This window comes from Pseudomonas sp. Ost2, from assembly GCF_018326065.1.
In the GTDB taxonomy this organism is placed as follows: Bacteria; Pseudomonadota; Gammaproteobacteria; order Pseudomonadales; family Pseudomonadaceae; genus Aquipseudomonas; species Aquipseudomonas gingeri.
The window spans coordinates 2,592,771-2,608,718 of sequence record NZ_AP021904.1 but is presented as its reverse complement, the minus strand read 5'-3'; the positions used below and the strand labels follow the sequence as shown (position 1 = coordinate 2,608,718).

17 protein-coding genes are annotated in these 15,948 nt (G+C 64.9%); 13 read left to right on the top strand and 4 right to left on the bottom strand.

Annotated features, from left to right (window positions below):
• Positions 1-54: 54 nt before the first annotated feature.
• The 12 genes from KI243_RS11380 (at position 55) to KI243_RS11325 (ending at position 11,294) form a co-directional block, all read left to right on the top strand.
• Positions 55-1,071 (top strand): ABC transporter permease, encoded by a 1,017-nt coding sequence (locus KI243_RS11380; RefSeq protein WP_177119468.1) that lies wholly within the window; start codon positions 55-57, stop codon positions 1,069-1,071.
• Position 1,072: 1 nt separating this feature from the next.
• Complete coding sequence (gene ddpC / locus KI243_RS11375; protein ID WP_177088332.1) at positions 1,073-1,954, top strand: D,D-dipeptide ABC transporter permease; 882 nt, start codon at positions 1,073-1,075, stop codon at positions 1,952-1,954.
• A 2-nt stretch (positions 1,955-1,956) separates the two neighbouring features.
• Positions 1,957-2,946 carry an ABC transporter ATP-binding protein gene (locus KI243_RS11370; RefSeq protein WP_042936357.1) on the top strand — a complete coding sequence of 330 codons (990 nt, stop codon included), beginning with the start codon at positions 1,957-1,959 and terminating at the stop codon, positions 2,944-2,946.
• The gene (locus KI243_RS11365; protein WP_212810829.1) at positions 2,946-3,917 is read left to right on the top strand and encodes an ABC transporter ATP-binding protein; all 972 of its coding nucleotides are present in this window, start codon (positions 2,946-2,948) and stop codon (positions 3,915-3,917) included. Before KI243_RS11370 ends, KI243_RS11365 begins: the two co-directional genes overlap by 1 nt.
• A gap of 126 nt (positions 3,918-4,043) precedes the next feature.
• On the top strand, positions 4,044-4,289 hold the full coding sequence (locus tag KI243_RS11360) for a type II toxin-antitoxin system ParD family antitoxin (RefSeq protein WP_017128285.1): 246 nt from the start codon (positions 4,044-4,046) through the stop codon (positions 4,287-4,289).
• A complete protein-coding gene (locus KI243_RS11355) occupies positions 4,282-4,575 on the top strand; it encodes a type II toxin-antitoxin system RelE/ParE family toxin (protein ID WP_017128284.1) in 294 nt (97 codons plus the stop codon). Before KI243_RS11360 ends, KI243_RS11355 begins: the two co-directional genes overlap by 8 nt.
• Before the next feature lie 251 nt (positions 4,576-4,826).
• Entirely contained in the window at positions 4,827-5,636 is an 810-nt protein-coding gene (locus tag KI243_RS11350; protein ID WP_017128283.1) for a LuxR family transcriptional regulator, read from the top strand.
• A gap of 105 nt (positions 5,637-5,741) precedes the next feature.
• Complete coding sequence (locus KI243_RS11345; protein WP_244861840.1) at positions 5,742-6,869, top strand: ABC transporter ATP-binding protein; 1,128 nt, start codon at positions 5,742-5,744, stop codon at positions 6,867-6,869.
• Between the two features lie 39 nt (positions 6,870-6,908).
• On the top strand, positions 6,909-8,051 hold the full coding sequence (locus tag KI243_RS11340; RefSeq protein ID WP_017128281.1) for a spermidine/putrescine ABC transporter substrate-binding protein: 1,143 nt from the start codon (positions 6,909-6,911) through the stop codon (positions 8,049-8,051).
• A 31-nt stretch (positions 8,052-8,082) separates the two neighbouring features.
• A complete protein-coding gene (locus KI243_RS11335; RefSeq protein ID WP_177106933.1) occupies positions 8,083-9,000 on the top strand; it encodes an ABC transporter permease in 918 nt (305 codons plus the stop codon).
• A gap of 1 nt (position 9,001) precedes the next feature.
• Positions 9,002-9,829 (top strand): ABC transporter permease, encoded by an 828-nt coding sequence (locus KI243_RS11330; protein ID WP_212810828.1) that lies wholly within the window; start codon positions 9,002-9,004, stop codon positions 9,827-9,829.
• Positions 9,822-11,294 carry an aldehyde dehydrogenase family protein gene (locus KI243_RS11325; protein ID WP_177146780.1) on the top strand — a complete coding sequence of 491 codons (1,473 nt, stop codon included), beginning with the start codon at positions 9,822-9,824 and terminating at the stop codon, positions 11,292-11,294. Before KI243_RS11330 ends, KI243_RS11325 begins: the two co-directional genes overlap by 8 nt.
• Here KI243_RS11325 and KI243_RS11320 read toward each other — a convergent pair.
• Positions 11,267-12,760 (bottom strand): FAD-dependent oxidoreductase, encoded by a 1,494-nt coding sequence (locus KI243_RS11320; RefSeq protein ID WP_212810827.1) that lies wholly within the window; start codon positions 12,758-12,760, stop codon positions 11,267-11,269. The genes KI243_RS11325 and KI243_RS11320 overlap by 28 nt on opposite strands.
• Before the next feature lie 55 nt (positions 12,761-12,815).
• On the opposite strand from KI243_RS11320, the gene KI243_RS11315 reads away from it, so the two are divergent.
• On the top strand, positions 12,816-13,289 hold the full coding sequence (locus KI243_RS11315) for a MarR family winged helix-turn-helix transcriptional regulator (protein ID WP_042936356.1): 474 nt from the start codon (positions 12,816-12,818) through the stop codon (positions 13,287-13,289).
• Between the two features lie 23 nt (positions 13,290-13,312).
• On the opposite strand, the gene KI243_RS11310 is transcribed toward KI243_RS11315, so the two are convergent.
• From KI243_RS11310 to KI243_RS11300, 3 genes are all read right to left on the bottom strand, one after another.
• Entirely contained in the window at positions 13,313-13,750 is a 438-nt protein-coding gene (locus KI243_RS11310) for a RidA family protein (protein WP_017128275.1), read from the bottom strand.
• A gap of 71 nt (positions 13,751-13,821) precedes the next feature.
• A complete protein-coding gene (locus KI243_RS11305) occupies positions 13,822-15,141 on the bottom strand; it encodes an NAD(P)/FAD-dependent oxidoreductase (protein ID WP_177119463.1) in 1,320 nt (439 codons plus the stop codon).
• 109 nt (positions 15,142-15,250) lie between these two features.
• Entirely contained in the window at positions 15,251-15,874 is a 624-nt protein-coding gene (locus KI243_RS11300; protein WP_212810826.1) for a TetR/AcrR family transcriptional regulator, read from the bottom strand.
• Positions 15,875-15,948: the final 74 nt, after the last annotated feature.

The following is a 15,948-nucleotide window of genomic DNA, read 5'->3' as shown; positions in this document are numbered from 1 at the left end:
CTTGCGGGGGCGGCGCGTGTCTGATTCTCGTCGTTCGTGTGACTGAGGTGCCCGATGGCCTTCCTGACTCTGTTGCGCAAGCGCCTGCTCGGCCTGGTGTTGGTCGTGTTCGGCGTTTCGCTGATTACCTTTGCAATTTCGCACCTGATTCCCGGGGACCCTGCCCGACTGATCGCCGGCGACCGGGCCAGCGACGCGCTGGTGGCCGGTATCCGTCACCAGTTGGGCCTGGACCTGCCGCTGTATCAACAATACGGTCGTTACCTGATGGACCTGCTGCACGGCGACCTGGGTACGTCGATACGTACCAACCGTCCGGTGCTGGAAGACCTGCAGGCGTTCTTCCCGGCCACCCTGGAACTGGCGCTGGTGGCGCTGGTGCTGGCAATCCTGGTCGGTGTGCCGCTGGGCGTGCTGTCGGCGGTCTATCACAACCGGGCCATCGACCAGTTCGCCCGCACCCTGGCGGTCACCGGTATTTCCACCCCGGCCTTCTGGCTCGGCCTGGGCGCGATCGTGCTGTTCTACGGCCAGTTGGGCTGGTTGCCCGGCGGTGGACGGCTGTCCGAAGGACTCGTCCCGCCACCGACCTTTACCGGTTTCTACCTGATCGACGCGTTGCTCGCCGGTAACGCCGGCCTGTTTCTCGATGCCCTGCAACACCTGATTCTGCCCGCCGCGACCCTGGGCTTCGTCACCCTCGGCGTGGTTGCCCGGCAGATCCGTTCGGCCATGCTCGATCAACTGGGCGAGGACTATATCCGCACCGCCCGTGCCTACGGCCTGTCGCGCTGGACGGTGATCCTGCGCCACGCCCTGCCCAACGCGCTGATCCCCTCGGTCACCGTGCTCGGCCTGACCCTGGGCGACCTGCTGTATGGCGCCGTGCTGACCGAAACCGTATTCGCCTGGCCGGGCATGGGCGCCTACGTGGTCAAGTCGATCCAGTCGCTGGATTTCCCGGCGGTGATGGGCTTCGCGATCCTGGTGTCATTCATCTATGTGCTGTTGAACATGGCCATCGATCTTCTGTACCGCGTGATCGACCCACGCATCGGCGAGGTGAATTGAAATGTCCGTCCCCCTGACCGCGGCGCGCGGCCCGCGCTGGAGCGAGAAACTCGCCTACCTGGCCTACCAGGTCCGCCGCAGCCCGCTGACCATGGCCGGCCTGGCGATCACCAGCATCGTCCTGCTGTGCATGATCTTCGCCCCCTGGCTCGCCAGCCACGACCCCAACGCACTGGACCTCACCGCGCGGCTTATGCCGCCGTCCGCCGAACACTGGTTCGGCACCGATGAAGTCGGTCGGGACCTGTTCAGCCGTGTCCTGTTCGGCAGCCAGCAATCGGTGGGCGTCGGCCTGTTCGTGGCCTTTGCCTCCTGCCTGATCGGTGGCCTGCTGGGCTGCTTCTCCGGGATCATCGGCGGGCGTTTCGACGCGCTGATCATGCGCCTGATGGACATCATGCTGTCGGTGCCCTCCCTGGTGCTGATCATGGCCCTGGCCGCAGCCCTGGGCGCCAGCCTGTTCAACGCCATGCTGGCGATCACCCTCGTGCGGATCCCGTCCTATGTGCGCCTGGCCCGCGGCCAGGCCCTGAGCATCCGCCAGATGGGCTACGTCAAGGCGGCCCAGACCTTCGGGGCCGGACGCTGGCACATGGTGCACTGGCACGTCGCCCGCAACGCCATGCCGCCGCTGCTGGTGCAACTGAGCCTGGATATCGGCAGCGCCATTCTCATGGCCTCGGCCCTGGGCTTTATCGGCCTGGGGGCACAGCAGCCCACCGCCGAATGGGGCGCCATGGTCGCCACCGGGCGCAACTACATCCTCGACAACTGGTGGTACTCGACCTTTCCCGGCCTGGCGATCCTGATCACCGCCACCGGTTTCAACCTGCTGGGCGATGGCGTGCGCGATCTGCTCGATCCACGGCAACAGGGGAAATGACCATGCACACCGCCACTCCCGTATTGCTCATCGACAACCTGAGCCTGGAATTCCCGGCGTACAAGAACAACGTCAAGGCCCTCAACGGCGTCTCGCTGCACGTCGATCCCGGCGAGATCGTCGGCGTGGTCGGCGAGTCCGGTTCGGGCAAGTCGGTCACCGCGATGCTCAGCATGCGCCTGCTGCCCGAGCGCAGTTATCGCATCACCGCCGGCAGCCTGAGCATGCTCGACCGCGACATGCTCGCCGCCTCGGAAAAGGAACTGCTGCAGATACGCGGCCGCGATGCGGCGATGATCTTCCAGGAGCCGATGACGGCCCTGAACCCGACCCGGCGCATCGGCCGGCAAATGCTCGACGTGATCATTCATCACCAGAAGCTCAGCGCGGCCGAAGCCCGTCTCAAGGCCATCGCGCTGCTGCGCGACATGCATATCGCCAGCCCCGAGCAGGTGCTGGAAAGCTACCCGTTCGAGCTGTCCGGCGGCATGCGCCAGCGGGTGATGATCGCCCTGGCGTTCTCCTGTGAACCGCAACTGCTGATTGCCGACGAACCGACCACCGCCCTCGATGTGACCGTGCAACGCCAGGTGCTGTTGCTGCTCAGGGAGAAGGCCCGGCAGAAAGGCACGGCCATCCTGCTGATCACCCACGACATGGCCCTGGTTTCGCAGTTCTGCGACCGGGTCTATGTCATGTACACCGGTACCGTGGTCGAACAGGGTCGCACCGACGAAGTGATGGGCAATCCGCAGCATCCCTACACCCAGGGACTGCTCAGCGGCCTGCCGGAAATGGTCGAACCGGGGCAGCCCCTGATGACCATTCCCGGCCAGGTGCCCAACCTGGCTTCCCTGCCCGTCGGCTGCACCTTCGAGGAGCGCTGCCCCCACAGCATGCCGATCTGCGCCCAGCGCCCGCGCCTCAACCCCGTCAACGGCAATGAGCAACGCCGCAGTGCGTGCTGGCTGCCGGTCAAGGAGCTTTCGTGATGAACAGTGCCGTCATCTCCCCCCCTACGCAAAGGGCCCCCGACATTCTCCGGCTGGAGGATGTTCGCGTGCGTTTTCCGGTGAGCAACGACTGGCTGGGCCGGCCACGGGGCTACGCTCATGCACTGAACGGTATCGACCTGCAGGTCAGGGCCGGTGAAACCCTGGGCATCGTCGGCGAGTCGGGCTGCGGCAAAAGCACCCTGGCCCAGTTGCTGATGGGGCTGCTGGCCCCGAGCAGCGGCGAACTGAACTGGCCTCCTCGCCCCGACGGCAAGGCCAGGAGCAATGTGCAGATCGTCTTCCAGGACCCGCAATCCTCGCTCGATCCACGGTTGCCGATCTGGAAGATCATCACCGAGCCGTTGTACGCCCGTGGTCACGCGCCCCGCCAGCAGATGCGCGACATCGCCGCCCGGGTCGCGTCGCAGGTCGGCATCCGTCCGGAATACCTGGACCGCTTCGCGCATCAGTTTTCCGGCGGCCAGCGCCAGAGGATCGCGATTGCCCGCGCCCTCTCGTCGGACCCGGACATCATCGTCCTGGACGAACCGACTTCCGCCCTGGACATCTCGGTCCAGGCGCAGATCCTCAACCTGCTGGCGGAACTGCAACGGGCACGCAACCTGACCTACATCCTGATTTCCCACAATGTTTCCATCGTGCGGCACATGGCTGACCGGGTGGCGGTGATGTACCTGGGGCAGATCGTCGAACTGGGCAGCGCTGCCCAGGTGCTTGAACAGCCGCGCCATCCCTACACCCGCCTGCTGTTCGAGGCGGTGCCACGCCTGGGCGTACCCTTGCACGCGGAGCAGGTGGCGGCACCGACCGAGTTGCCGGGCAACCGTATCCTGCCGCAGGGCTGCTTCTTCCGTGAGCGGTGCGATTTGTGTACCAGCGCTTGTGAAAAACCGCAGGTCTTGCGGGGGGATGAACGACAGCAGACCAGGTGCCACTTACAGGCCTGAAACCGGCGAACGACAACGCCGGGGCGGCGGGCAACCGTCGCTCCGGGCGATAATCGTTACGCACAATACCGCACCAATAGTATGATACGCTTTACCCTACCGATGAAATGTCTCTGAGGCCCAATCATGGGAACCGTGCGTAAAACCATTACCGTGACCGCTCAGCAAGACGGCTGGATCAAAGCGCAAATCGACGCCGGTCACTATACCAATGACAGCGAATATATCCGTGACCTGATCAGACGCGAGCAGGAGCGCAGTGCCGAACTTGAAGCGATCCGCAGCGCGCTGATGGAAGGTGAGGCCAGCGGGGAACCACGCCCATTCGACGCCGATGAATTCAAGCGCAGAATGATAAGCACGCATGGCTGAATATCGCCTTACGCCCGCTGCCGAACGCGATCTTGAAGCGATCTGGATTTATACCGTTCGGCAATGGGGCATGGATCAGGCCAATCGCTATATCGATGTCATGACTGCCGCTTTTGCAGAATTGGCGCAGACGCCCAAGACCGCCCAGGCATGCGATCACATTCGGCCCGGCTATCGCCGCAGCAGCGCCGGACGGCACATGATCTACCTGCGTATCACCGCTTACGGGATCGTGATCGTTCGCATTCTGCACGATCGAATGGATGCACCGCGCTATCTGCTGTAAGCGATGAGTGTTCGTGCCGAAGATCTCGCGGACTGTCCAGGCCCTGGAACAGCAGCCACCGAGCGGCGCCTGGCGACCAGGGCGGGTTTCCTCCGCGAGAATGACCGGCCCTGTGGTGCTCGGTAACACCCGGCCCTGTTGCGGTGCGTCTTTTCCCGCAAGGGCCGGGACGCAGCGCGGCCCTGCAAGGCTGCAACGGCCCTGGCGTAAATCGTGCATCTGGATGCGCTCCCACTTCGCTTGAAGCCGTCATGCGCCCCAAGGAACTGAAACTCTGGACCACCGGTGTCGCCCATCTGCTCGACCTGCCTCCCGGGCAGGCGCGGCTGATGGGCCTGAGCCACTGGTTGCGGCAGGTGTGCCCGGTCGATCACTTCGTCTTGTTCGTCTACGAGGGCAATCACCGGCCGCTGGCGCTGTTCGACACCTTCGCCGCCGACAAGCGCGCGGTGTATGTCGATGACTATCAGTGCGGGCCCTATCTGCTGGATCCGTTCTACCTCGCCTGTACCCGCGGACAGGCGCCCGGACTCTGGCGCCTGCGCCAGTTCGCCCCGGACCACTTCTACCTCGGCGAGTACTACCTGACCTATTACCAGCTCACCGGCCTGGCCGAGGAAGTGGCGTTTTTCGTCGACCTCGGCGACGGCGCCATGGCCGTGCTGTCGCTGATGCGCTCCACCGCCAACTGCGCCTTCGGCCGCGACGAGATGCAGTTGATCGAGTGCGCGCAGGCGGTGGTCGAACAGGTCGTCAACCAGGCCTGGCGCCTGCACCAGGCCCAGCAACCGCGCCCGGCGCGAGACCTGGACTTCAAGATCCGCGAAGCCTTCGACCAGTTCGGCGCCCATATCCTCACCCGCCGCGAACAGGAAATCGTCCAGTTGCTGCTGCGCGGGCACTCCAGCGCCTCGGTGGCCGAACAACTGAGCATCAGTCCGGGGACGGTAAAGATCCATCGCAAGAACATCTACGCCAAGCTCGGCATCGGCAGCCAGGCCGAATTGCTCGGGCTGTTCATCCGCGACCTCACCGGCCACCAGCAGGCCGCCGAAGCCTGATGGCTGAAAACGACTCTATCCCCCAAGGGATATATACAGCGTAAAACCCTCGTTGCTAGTTTGGCCCCCGACGCACTGATCCATCACTGCAAGGGAGCCCGCCTCGTGAACAACAGCGTGAATGACAGCCCGCCAAGCGATATCGAATTCTGCAACGTGGTCAAACGCTATGGCGAGGTACCGGCCGTCAACGGGCTGAACTTCGCGGTGCAGCGTGGCGCGTTCCACTCCTTTCTCGGCGGCTCGGGCTGCGGCAAGACCACCACCCTGCGCATGATCGCCGGCTTCGAACAGCCCACCAGCGGCGAAGTGCGCCTGGCCGGGAAAAGCGTTGCCGGGGTCCCGGCGTTCGAACGCCCGGTGAACATGGTGTTCCAGCACTACGCCCTCTTCCCGCACCTGACCGTGGCGCAGAACATCGCCTACGGCCTGCGTTATCGCACCCCGCGCCCGGACAAGAAAAGCCAGCTGCGCATGGCCGACGAAGCCCTGGAGATGGTCCGGCTCAGCGGCTTCGGCCAGCGCAAGCCGAGTGAACTGTCCGGCGGCCAGCAGCAGCGCGTGGCCCTGGCCCGGGCGCTGGTCAACAAACCCACGGTGCTGCTGCTCGACGAGCCGCTGGCCGCGCTGGACCGCAAGTTGCGCAAGGAGATGCAATCGGAACTGCTGCGCCTGCAACGCGAAGTCGGCATCACCTTCGTGCTGGTCACCCACGACCAGGAAGAAGCCCTGTCGATGAGCGACAGCATCAGCGTGATGCACAACGGTTCGATCATCCAGACCGCCACCCCGGAACAGCTCTATGAAGCACCGGCCAGTCGCTACGTGGCCGACTTTATCGGCGAATCCAATCTGTTCAACGGCACGGTTCGCCATCTGCACGGCAACTCGGTGGTCCTGCGCACCGAACAGGGCCTGGAACTGACCAGCCCGCTGACGCCCACCGGCAAGGCCTTGAGCGCGAACGCCGGCGGGTGCATCGCCGTGCGCCCGGAGCTGATCGGCATCGCCGGCGCCCAGGCCGAACTGATCCGTGAAGTGAAACTCCAGGGCTGCGTGGAGGACCGCATCTACCTCGGCAACACCACCGAGTACCGCGTGCGCACCCAGGCCTTCGGCGTGGTCTGCGTGCGCGTACCGCGCCAACAGGACCACGGCGCCAACACATTCGAACACGGCGCGGCAGTGAGCGTCGGCTGGGATCACGCCAATGGCCTGGCCATGGCGTTGTAAATCATCGATTCGTTTCATCAACCGATTGGGGAGCGTGACATGGACCAGAAGACCTTTATCAAGACCCTGCGCAGCTGGCAGAACGGCTCGATCAGCCGCCGCGATTTCCTCGGCCGTACCGGCCTGGGTATCGCCGCGGCGGTGGTCGCCAGCAACATGCCCGGCCTGCTGACCGCCAGCGCCGAAGCCGCCGAAGCCGGCAAACTGGGGGACCGGCTGTCACTGGCCACCTGGCCGAATTACCACAGCCAGGAAAACCTCGACAACTTCGCCAAGACCACCGGCGCCCGCGTCTCCATGAGCGTGTTCGGCTCCAACGAAGAGATGCTCGCCAAGTTGCAGGCCGGCGGCAGCGGCTGGGACGTGCTGGTGCCGACCAACTACACCATCAGCACCTACGTCGGTCTGGGCCTGATCGAACCGCTGGACCTGTCGCGCATTCCCAACTTCCAGGCTTCGGCCTTCCAGCAGAAGTTCATGGCCCAGGGCACGGTGGACGGCAAGGTCTACGCGGTGCCGAAGAACTGGGGCACCACCGGCATGCTCTACGACACCGGCAAACTGAAGAACGGCCCCACCAGTTGGAAAGAGTTCTGGGCCGCCGCCCAGGGGCCCGCCAGCGGCCGGACGATGGTGCACGACTATCAGCTGACAGCCATCGGCAACGCCCTGAAAAGCTTTGGCTACAGCTTCAATTCCCTCGATGCGAAAGAACTCGCCGACGCCGAAAAACTGCTGATCGCGGTCAAGCCACACCTGTTCGCCATCAACTCCGATATCCAGCCGTCGATGCGCAGCGGCGATGCCTGGCTGGCGATGTCCTGGACCGGCGACGCCTCGCAACTGCACCGCGACAACGAGCAGATGCATTTCACCCTGGGCAAGGAAGGCGGCGAACTCTGGAGCGATTTCTTCGCCATCCCGAAAAGCTCGGAACACAAGGACGCCGCCTACGCCTTTATCAACTATCTGCTCGATCCCCAGCACAACAAGCTCGAAGTACTCAGCCACGGCTACCCGAGTGGCGACAAGCGCGTCGATGCCTTGCTGCCCGTGGCCATGCTCGACGATCCGATCATGTACCCGGCCGCCGAGGCCCTCAGTCCGCTGGAGTTCGGTGCCGCCGCGACGCTGACCAGTCCGGCCCGCGCCGAACTGATGGCCCGCTTCAAGTCCGCCTGATCGCCCCGCCATGGCCAATGAGGAGTCCCCCATGAACGCCGCCGCCCACCCGCAAACGGTGCCGCTGGGCAATACCCTGTCGGCCGAGGTTCGCCAACGGCGCAGCCTCGGCCGGCGGATCAGCCTGCTGATGCTCTTGCCTTCGACCCTGTGGTTCCTGCTGCTGTTACTGATGCCATTGGTGATCATCCTGGTGTTCAGCTTCGGCGAACGCAGCACTGTGGGCGGTTACGCCGGCGGCTTCACCCTGGCCAACTACCTGAACCTCGGTTCCCGGGGAGCGGCGTTCGGCAACACGCTGATGCTGGCGCCACTGGGCACCCTGGTGTGCCTGGTGGCGGCTTACCCGCTGGCGTACTTCCTGGCGGTGAAGGTGCGCAAGAACCGTTCGCTGCTGCTGACGCTGGTGATCGTGCCGTTCTGGACCAGCTTCCTGATCCGCACCTATGCATGGATCTTCATCCTCAGCGGCAAGGGCATCCCGGCGTTGCTGGCCAGCCTCGGCCTGGAAGACGTACGTCTGATCAACACGCCCTGGGCGGTGCTGATCGGCATCGTCTACGGCTACCTGCCGCTGATGGTTTTCCCGATCTACGTCAGCCTGGAAAAACTCGACAAGCGCCTGCTCGAAGCGTCGGCGGACCTGGGGGCCAGTGCCTTCGAAAGTTTTCGGCGGATCACCCTGCCGCTGTCGGCGCCGGGCATCATCACCGGGGTGATGCTGGTGTTCATCCTGCTGATGGGCGAGTTCCTGATCCCGGCCATCCTCGGCGGCGGCAAGGTGTTCTTTGTCGGCAACGCGCTGGTCGACCTGTTCCTGCAATCGCGCAACTGGCCCTTCGGCAGTGCGCTGGCGATGAGCCTGGTGGCCATGATGCTGCTGATCATCGGGCTGTATCTGAAACTGGTGGCGCGCTACGGCGGCCGGCCTGCCGATGGAGGTGTGTGATATGTGGCTGCGCAGCTATTCGACGTCGCTGTACCTGTTTCTCTATGCGCCCATCGCCCTGATCGTATTGTTCAGCTTCAACGCCGGACGCAGTGGCCTGGCCTTCGAGTGCTGCTCGACCCAGTGGTTCGGCCGCGCCTTCGGCAATCCGTTCATCATGGAAGCACTGGGTCACAGCGCCTTCATCGCCTTCACTTCGGCGCTGATCGCCACTCTGTTCGGCACCCTGGCGGTGTTCGGCCTGCTGCGTTGCGGACCGAGGATTCGCCTGCTGTTCGATGCACTGACCTACTGCGCGATCATCGTGCCCGGCATTGTCATCGGCATTTCGACGCTGATTGCCTTCATCAGCCTGTTCGACCTGATCAACCCGCTGCTGGCGCACTGGATACCCGACGTCCCGCGCCTGAACATGGGTTTCTTCACGGTGATCGCCGCCCACTCGCTGTTCACCATGGCCCTGGTCATGGTCATCGTGCGCAGCCGCGTCGACGCCCTGGACAAGGCCTTGCTGGAAGCCTCCGCCGATCTCTATGCGCCGCCGATGCAGACGTTCTGGCGGGTCACCCTGCCGCAGATCAGCCCGGCGATCATGGCCGGGTTCCTGCTGGCGTTCACCTTCAGCTTCGACGATTTCATCATCGCGTTCTTCGTCGCCGGCTCGGAAACGACCTTGCCGATCTATATCTTTTCCTCCATTCGCCGGGGGGTGACTCCGGAGATCAATGCGGTCTCGACGGTGATCATCTGCGCGTCGCTGGCCCTGCTGTTTACTTCCCGCCACCTGCAAAACCGCCGCACCGGCGCCCAGGAGTCTCACCATGCGTGACCAGCACTACATCAACGGCGAATGGGTCGGCCCGGACCTGGGCGGCTACCTGCCGGTCATCGACCCGGCCACCGGGCAGGTGTTCCAGCAGATCGCCGCTGGCACCGAGGAGGATGTCGATCATGCGGTGCGGGCGGCCCGGCGGGCGTTCGACAGTGGCTGGAGCCAGACCACCGGGGCCGAGCGCGCGCAGTGGCTGGAGGCGCTGGCCGATGAGCTGGAGGGCAGCCAGCAGGCGCTGGCCGAACTGGAGGTGCGTGACAACGGCAAGCCCTTGCCCGAAGCCCTGTGGGACGTCGGCGATAGCATCGGCTGCTTTCGCTACTACGCCGGCCTGGCCCGCGAACTCGACCAGCGCCAGGACCAGCCGCTGGCCCTGGCCGACGAGCGCTTTCGCTGCCGCATCCGCCATGAACCGATCGGTGTCGCCGGGCAGATCATTCCCTGGAATTACCCATTGCTGATGGCCGCCTGGAAGGTCGCGCCGGCCTTGGCCGCCGGGGCCACGTCAGTGCTCAAGCCCTCCGAACTGACGTCGCTGACGGCGCTGGAACTGGCCGCCGCCGCCGACCGTATCGGCCTGCCGGCCGGTGTCCTGAACGTGGTCACGGGCCTGGGCGCCGATGCCGGCAGCCCGCTCACCGAACATCCCGGCGTGGACAAACTGGCCTTTACCGGCAGCGTGCCGACCGGGGCGCGGATCATGTCGGCGGCCGCCCGCGACATCAAGAACATCAGCCTGGAGCTGGGCGGAAAGTCCGCGTTCATCGTGTTCGACGACGCCGATGTCGAGGCCGCGGTGGAGTGGATCCTGTTCGGGATTTTCTGGAACCAGGGCCAGGTGTGCAGCGCCACTTCGCGCCTGCTGGTGCAGGAGCAGATTGCCCCGCGCCTGATCGAACGGCTGGTGGAAGCCACCCGCAGGATCACCATCGGGCCAGGCCTGGAACCCGGCGTCCTGCTGGGCCCGCTGGTCAGCCAGGGCCAGCACGAAAAGGTCCTGGGGTTCATCGACCAGGGCCAGGCCGGTGGCGCCCGCCTGCTCACCGGCGGGCGACGCCCGACGTATCTGGAACACGGCTATTTCATCGAACCGGCGATCTTCGACGAGCCCGACCACAACAGCATTGTCTGGCGCGAGGAAATCTTCGGTCCGGTGCTGTGCCTCAAGCGCTTCAAGACCGAGGAACAGGCCGTGCAGATGGCCAACGCCAGTCGCTTCGGCCTGGCCGCCGCGGTCATGAGCGCCGACCTGCAACGCACCGCCCGCGTCGCCAACCAGTTGCGAGCCGGGATCATCTGGATCAACTGCTCGCAACCGACCTTCGTCGAGGCGCCGTGGGGCGGCATGAAGCACAGCGGCATTGGCCGGGAACTCGGCCAATGGGGGCTGGACAACTACCTGGAGGTCAAGCAGGTGACCGAGTACGTCAGCGATCAACCCTGGGGCTGGTACCTGAAGTAATCCTCCAGCAACGCCAGCTCATCGCTGCCGACAATGGCGGCGATGTAGCCGTCCGGGCGTACCAGTATCCAGTCGCCGTCAGCGGGCGCGTAGGCGTCACGGAAGTGGCCGTGCGCATCGGACAGGTCGCCGTGCGCACCGAACGCATGAATGTGCAGGCCCGGGCGTGGCGGCACCGAACCACGCTCGACCTGGTAACCCAGCAACGTCCAGTGACCGCCCCGGAACAGCTCGAACAGCCGGGTCGATTGGCCGGCCGCGCCCCGCACCGGAGCGTCCGGGGCCCGGTCGCCCGCCACCACGCCGCTGACGCGCGCGGTATTGCGCAGGGCAAGGGAAGCGTCGGGATAACCGATATCGAGCTGATGCACTTCGCGTCCGCGGCGCATGTTGCCTCGCACCTGGGCATCGAGCAGCCGGGTCGACAGGCCGAGCATGGCCGCGGCGACCGGCCGGCGTTCTTCTTCATAGGTATCGAGCAACGCATCGGCCGCGCCCCGGGCGACCGCCGCCAGTTTCCAGCCGAGGTTGTAGGCATCCTGCACGCTGGTGTTGAGCCCCTGGCCACCGGTCGGTGGATGGGTGTGCGCGGCATCCCCGACCAGAAACACCCGAGCGCTGCGGTAGCTGTCGGCCAGCCGGGCATTCATGGTGTAGGCCGAGGCCCAGGAGACGGACTGGATGGCGATATCGTCGCGCCCCGTGCGCTGCGCCACCAGGGCGGCCAGGCCTTCGGCGCCAAGGTCGACGTCGATGTCCAGGGCAATCGGTCCCTGTATCTGGAACATCTCGGTGCCGGCGAGCGGGCAAAGGGCGATCTGGCGCAGCCTGTCGCCTTCGTTGAAGCAGTGCCAGGCATCGCGCCCCAGGCCGGTCAGCCGCACATCGGCGACCACGGCACGTACACCGAGGGTCTTGCCCGCAAAGCCGATACCCAGCGCCGTGCGCACGAAGCTGCGACCGCCATCGGCACCTACCAGCCAGCGCGCGCGAAGGGTTTCTTCACCACCCTCGCCGACCAGCCGTGCCGTGACGCCATCGGCATCCTGCTCGAACCCCACCAGTTCGCAGCCGAATTGCGGCCGCTGGCCCAGTTCGAGCAGGCGTTCACGCAGGATGCCCTCGGTGAGGAACTGCGGCAGCATCAGCGGCTGCTGATAAGGCTCGCCCGGCGTCGGCGGGTTGCGCTCCATGACATCCGCGTCGATGTAACCGCCATCGTCGCGGTACTGGCGCTGGAGGGGGTATTGCCCCCCCGCCGCGACCATGCGATCGAGAACGCCGAGGTCCTCGAAGATTTCCTGGGTCCGGGGCTGGATACCCTTGCCGCGCGAGCCGCCGAACGGGCCGTCCCGCTTCTCGATCAGGCGCAAGGAAATGCCCCGGCGTGCCAGGTCGATGGCCAGCGTCAGACCGGCTGCTCCCGCACCGCAAATCAGTACGTCAACTTCACCTTGTTCTTTCATCTCGACCTCGATATGTGTAATTTGCACATATAAGTGTCAAGCCGGAGCAGAAACCGTGTCAACAAAAAATGTGCAAAATACACATATCAATGCGCAGATCCGTGAATTGCATGGGGCATTGGTCGAGATTGTCGGGGTCATGAACCGTCCTCAGCGCGACGAGGCAATGGTTCGCGAGGCCGGCATTTCCCTGGACCGCGCGCTGTTCCCACTGTTGGTGCTGGTCGAGCGGCTGGGCCCGATCGGCGTGGTCGAGCTGGCGGATCGGGTGGGACGCGACTACACCACGGTCAGCCGCCAGGTGGCGAAGCTGGACAGTCTCGGCCTGGTCGGGCGCCAGGAGAACGCCAACGACCGGCGTGTGCGGGAAGCCGTCATCACGGCGAAAGGCAAGGCGATGACCGATCGGATCGACGCCGCCCGGGAAAGGATGGGACAGGGTATTTTCGCGAAATGGGAGCACCAGGATGTGGCTGACCTGGTGCGTCTCATCCGTCGCTTTGCCGACGATCTCAAAGGGGATGACTAGGCGGGCCCACCGCCCCGCTCACCTCAAGCCCGGCTGGCGGGCCAGTCGTCGGGAATCACCGCGATCACATCGATCTCCATCAGCCACTGCGGCTGGCCCAGGCCCGAGATCACCAGCCCGGTGGAAATCGGGAACACGCCCTTGAGCCACTTGCCGACCACCTGGTACACCGGCTCGCGATAGCGCGGGTCGATGATGTAGGTGGTGGTCTTGACGATATGGGACAGGTCCGAGCCGGCCTCCTCCAGCAACTGCCTGACGTTTTTCATCGCCTGCTCGGCCTGCGCCGCGGGGTCGCCCAGGCCCACCAGGTTGCCGTCGAAATCAGTACCGATCTGACCACGGACATAAACCGTGTTGCCGGCTCGCACGGCCTGGCACAGGTCATTGTCCAGCGCCTGGTTCGGGTAGGTATCCTTGGTGTTGAACATGCGGATGCGGGTATGGGTTGGCTTGGACATCTGCGACTCCTCAAGAAAAAGACTGCGCCGCGCACGGCGCTACGGCGACGGGACGGTGCGGCAGCCGAAGGTCAGGCACTGACGGCGGATCGGCTGGCGATCGGATCGGAGTCGGCCGCGTCCGCTTCGCGCTGCGCGGCATCGCGGTAGGTCAGGTACTGGCGCTGGATGGCAATCTGGTCGGCTATGTACTTGGCATCGTGCCAGACGCCCCAGATAAACGAGGACCCCCGGCGTGACTGCCACGGCAGGCCCAGGAAGTAGATACCCGACTCGGTGGAAATCCCCCGCTGGTGACGCGGCTTGCCGTTGGCCTCGAAGGCATCGACCTTCAGCCAGCTGTAGTCGGTGGCAAAGCCGGTGGCCCAGATGATCGTGGTGATGCCCGCCGCGGCCAGGTCGAGCTGGAGAATCGGCCGGGTCACGCACTCGGGATCCGGAAAGGTCCGGCGGGCCTCGGGGTCCAGTGGCAGGTCGAGGCCGTTGCGCTCGATATAGGCATCGGCGGCATCGAGCAGCGCCAGGTAGTTTTCATCACCGCGGTTGAGGTTGTCGGCCAGGTCCGCCTGGAAGCTGACCACGCCGTTGTCGAACGCGCGGGTCAGGCCCACCAGGTTCAGACCGCGCTGGGCCAGCTCACGGAAGTCCACCGTGCGTCCGCCTTCCGCGCCACTGACAGCGATGGTCACGTGTTCGCGGCCCGGCTTCATGGCCGCGGCATCCCATTCACCGAGCACCCCCAGCCACCAGCAGAAATCCCGGTTGCGATAGGCACGCGGCGGCCGGTCGTGCTGGCCGACCGAGAGGTACACGGTCCTGCCGTTTCGCTGCAGTTCGTCGGCGATCTGCGTGCCCGAGGAACCGGCCCCCACCACCAGCACGGCACCGGCGGGCAGTTGCTGGGGATTGCGGTAATGCGCGGAGTGAATCTGGTTGAGCCCTGGAATCTGCGGGGCGATGGCCGGAATCACCGGACGCTGGAACGGCCCGGTGGCGACCACCACGCGGTTGGCCTGGATCACGCCGTCGGAGGTTTCCACGGTAAAGCCGGGGCGGCCGTGGTTGCGCTCGACCTTGCGCACCTCTACGCCAGTGCGGATCGGCGCGTTGAATTTCTTCGCATAGGCCTCGAAGTACGCCGCTACCCGCTCCTTCGGCGCAAAGTCATCGGGGCTGAGATCATCGAACGCCAGGCCGGGAAAACGATCGTGCCAGGCCGGCCCGTTGGCCACCAGCGAATCCCAGCGACCGGTGCGCCAGGCCTCGGCGATGCGACTGCGCTCGAGCACCAGGTGCGGCACGCCCAGCCTGCTCAGGTGCTCGCTCATGGCCACACCGGCCTGGCCGGCGCCCACCACCAGGGTATCGATTTCAATCATTCCAGCTGTCATGCCTGTGTCCTTCTCGAAGACGGGTGTGCAGGCATTCTGTGCAGATACCGGGAATAGCGAAATTATGTTTTTTGTCGTCGCAAGACAGGAAAAAGCTAGGGCTTGAAAACTAGGACTCGCCTGCGTCCTGGTCGGCCAGCATGCCATGGCACATCAGCGCCAGGACACTGCGCATGTGCCGGGCATGGGCGGCGCGGTCGGGACTCGGCTCGGTGGCCAGGCGGATAAAGGCGACGTTGGCATACTGGTTGAACAGGGTCGCGGCCACTTCGATGTCCACGTCCTGGCGTACCTTGCCCAGGCGCTGGAAGTGCCGGAGCAACGCCTGGGTTTCTTCGATCACCGCGTCGTTCCACGGCTGCAGGGCCTGGGACAGTTCCCCGGTGAACAGCGACGGTGCCAGTTCGCGCCACAGCGACGCCGGCATGGCCCGCAACTGGTATTCGGTCATCAGCCCTTCCAGCTCGCACAGGGCTTCCAGCGGATCGCTGCGCTCGTCGAGATGGGCCCGAGCCTCGCGTATCGCCAGTTCGTCGGGGGCCTTGAGCAAGGCCACCAGGATTTCCTGCTTGCCACCGAAATAATTCACCACCGTCGGCGCCGAGACACCGGCCCGGTTGGCGATCTGCTCCAGGGTGGTGGCGACGAAACCGTGGGTCTTGAACAGCGCCAGCGCGGCATCGGCGATCACCTGCCGACGCTGCTCCTTTTGCCGCTCCCTGAGTCCGGTCATGGGGTGTCCTGATGGGGTTGGGCGATAGCTCCCAGCCTACGGAAATCTCTTTTCGCCAACAAATATTTTCTTTA

What these genes read in the sequence shown, in the direction of transcription:
- KI243_RS11370 (WP_042936357.1), top strand. Translation starts at nt 1,957, where the DNA reads ATGCACACCGCCACTCCCGTATTGCTCATCGACAACCTGAGCCTGGAA.
- KI243_RS11360 (WP_017128285.1), top strand. Translation starts at nt 4,044, where the DNA reads ATGGGAACCGTGCGTAAAACCATTACCGTGACCGCTCAGCAAGACGGC.
- KI243_RS11330 (WP_212810828.1), top strand. Translation starts at nt 9,002, where the DNA reads ATGTGGCTGCGCAGCTATTCGACGTCGCTGTACCTGTTTCTCTATGCG.
- KI243_RS11350 (WP_017128283.1), top strand. Translation starts at nt 4,827, where the DNA reads ATGCGCCCCAAGGAACTGAAACTCTGGACCACCGGTGTCGCCCATCTG.
- KI243_RS11325 (WP_177146780.1), top strand. Translation starts at nt 9,822, where the DNA reads ATGCGTGACCAGCACTACATCAACGGCGAATGGGTCGGCCCGGACCTG.
- KI243_RS11355 (WP_017128284.1), top strand. Translation starts at nt 4,282, where the DNA reads ATGGCTGAATATCGCCTTACGCCCGCTGCCGAACGCGATCTTGAAGCG.
- KI243_RS11300 (WP_212810826.1), bottom strand. Translation starts at nt 15,874, where the DNA reads ATGACCGGACTCAGGGAGCGGCAAAAGGAGCAGCGTCGGCAGGTGATC.
- KI243_RS11310 (WP_017128275.1), bottom strand. Translation starts at nt 13,750, where the DNA reads ATGTCCAAGCCAACCCATACCCGCATCCGCATGTTCAACACCAAGGAT.
- ddpC (WP_177088332.1), top strand. Translation starts at nt 1,073, where the DNA reads ATGTCCGTCCCCCTGACCGCGGCGCGCGGCCCGCGCTGGAGCGAGAAA.
- KI243_RS11365 (WP_212810829.1), top strand. Translation starts at nt 2,946, where the DNA reads ATGAACAGTGCCGTCATCTCCCCCCCTACGCAAAGGGCCCCCGACATT.
- KI243_RS11335 (WP_177106933.1), top strand. Translation starts at nt 8,083, where the DNA reads ATGAACGCCGCCGCCCACCCGCAAACGGTGCCGCTGGGCAATACCCTG.
- KI243_RS11380 (WP_177119468.1), top strand. Translation starts at nt 55, where the DNA reads ATGGCCTTCCTGACTCTGTTGCGCAAGCGCCTGCTCGGCCTGGTGTTG.
- KI243_RS11340 (WP_017128281.1), top strand. Translation starts at nt 6,909, where the DNA reads ATGGACCAGAAGACCTTTATCAAGACCCTGCGCAGCTGGCAGAACGGC.
- KI243_RS11305 (WP_177119463.1), bottom strand. Translation starts at nt 15,141, where the DNA reads ATGACAGCTGGAATGATTGAAATCGATACCCTGGTGGTGGGCGCCGGC.
- KI243_RS11320 (WP_212810827.1), bottom strand. Translation starts at nt 12,760, where the DNA reads ATGAAAGAACAAGGTGAAGTTGACGTACTGATTTGCGGTGCGGGAGCA.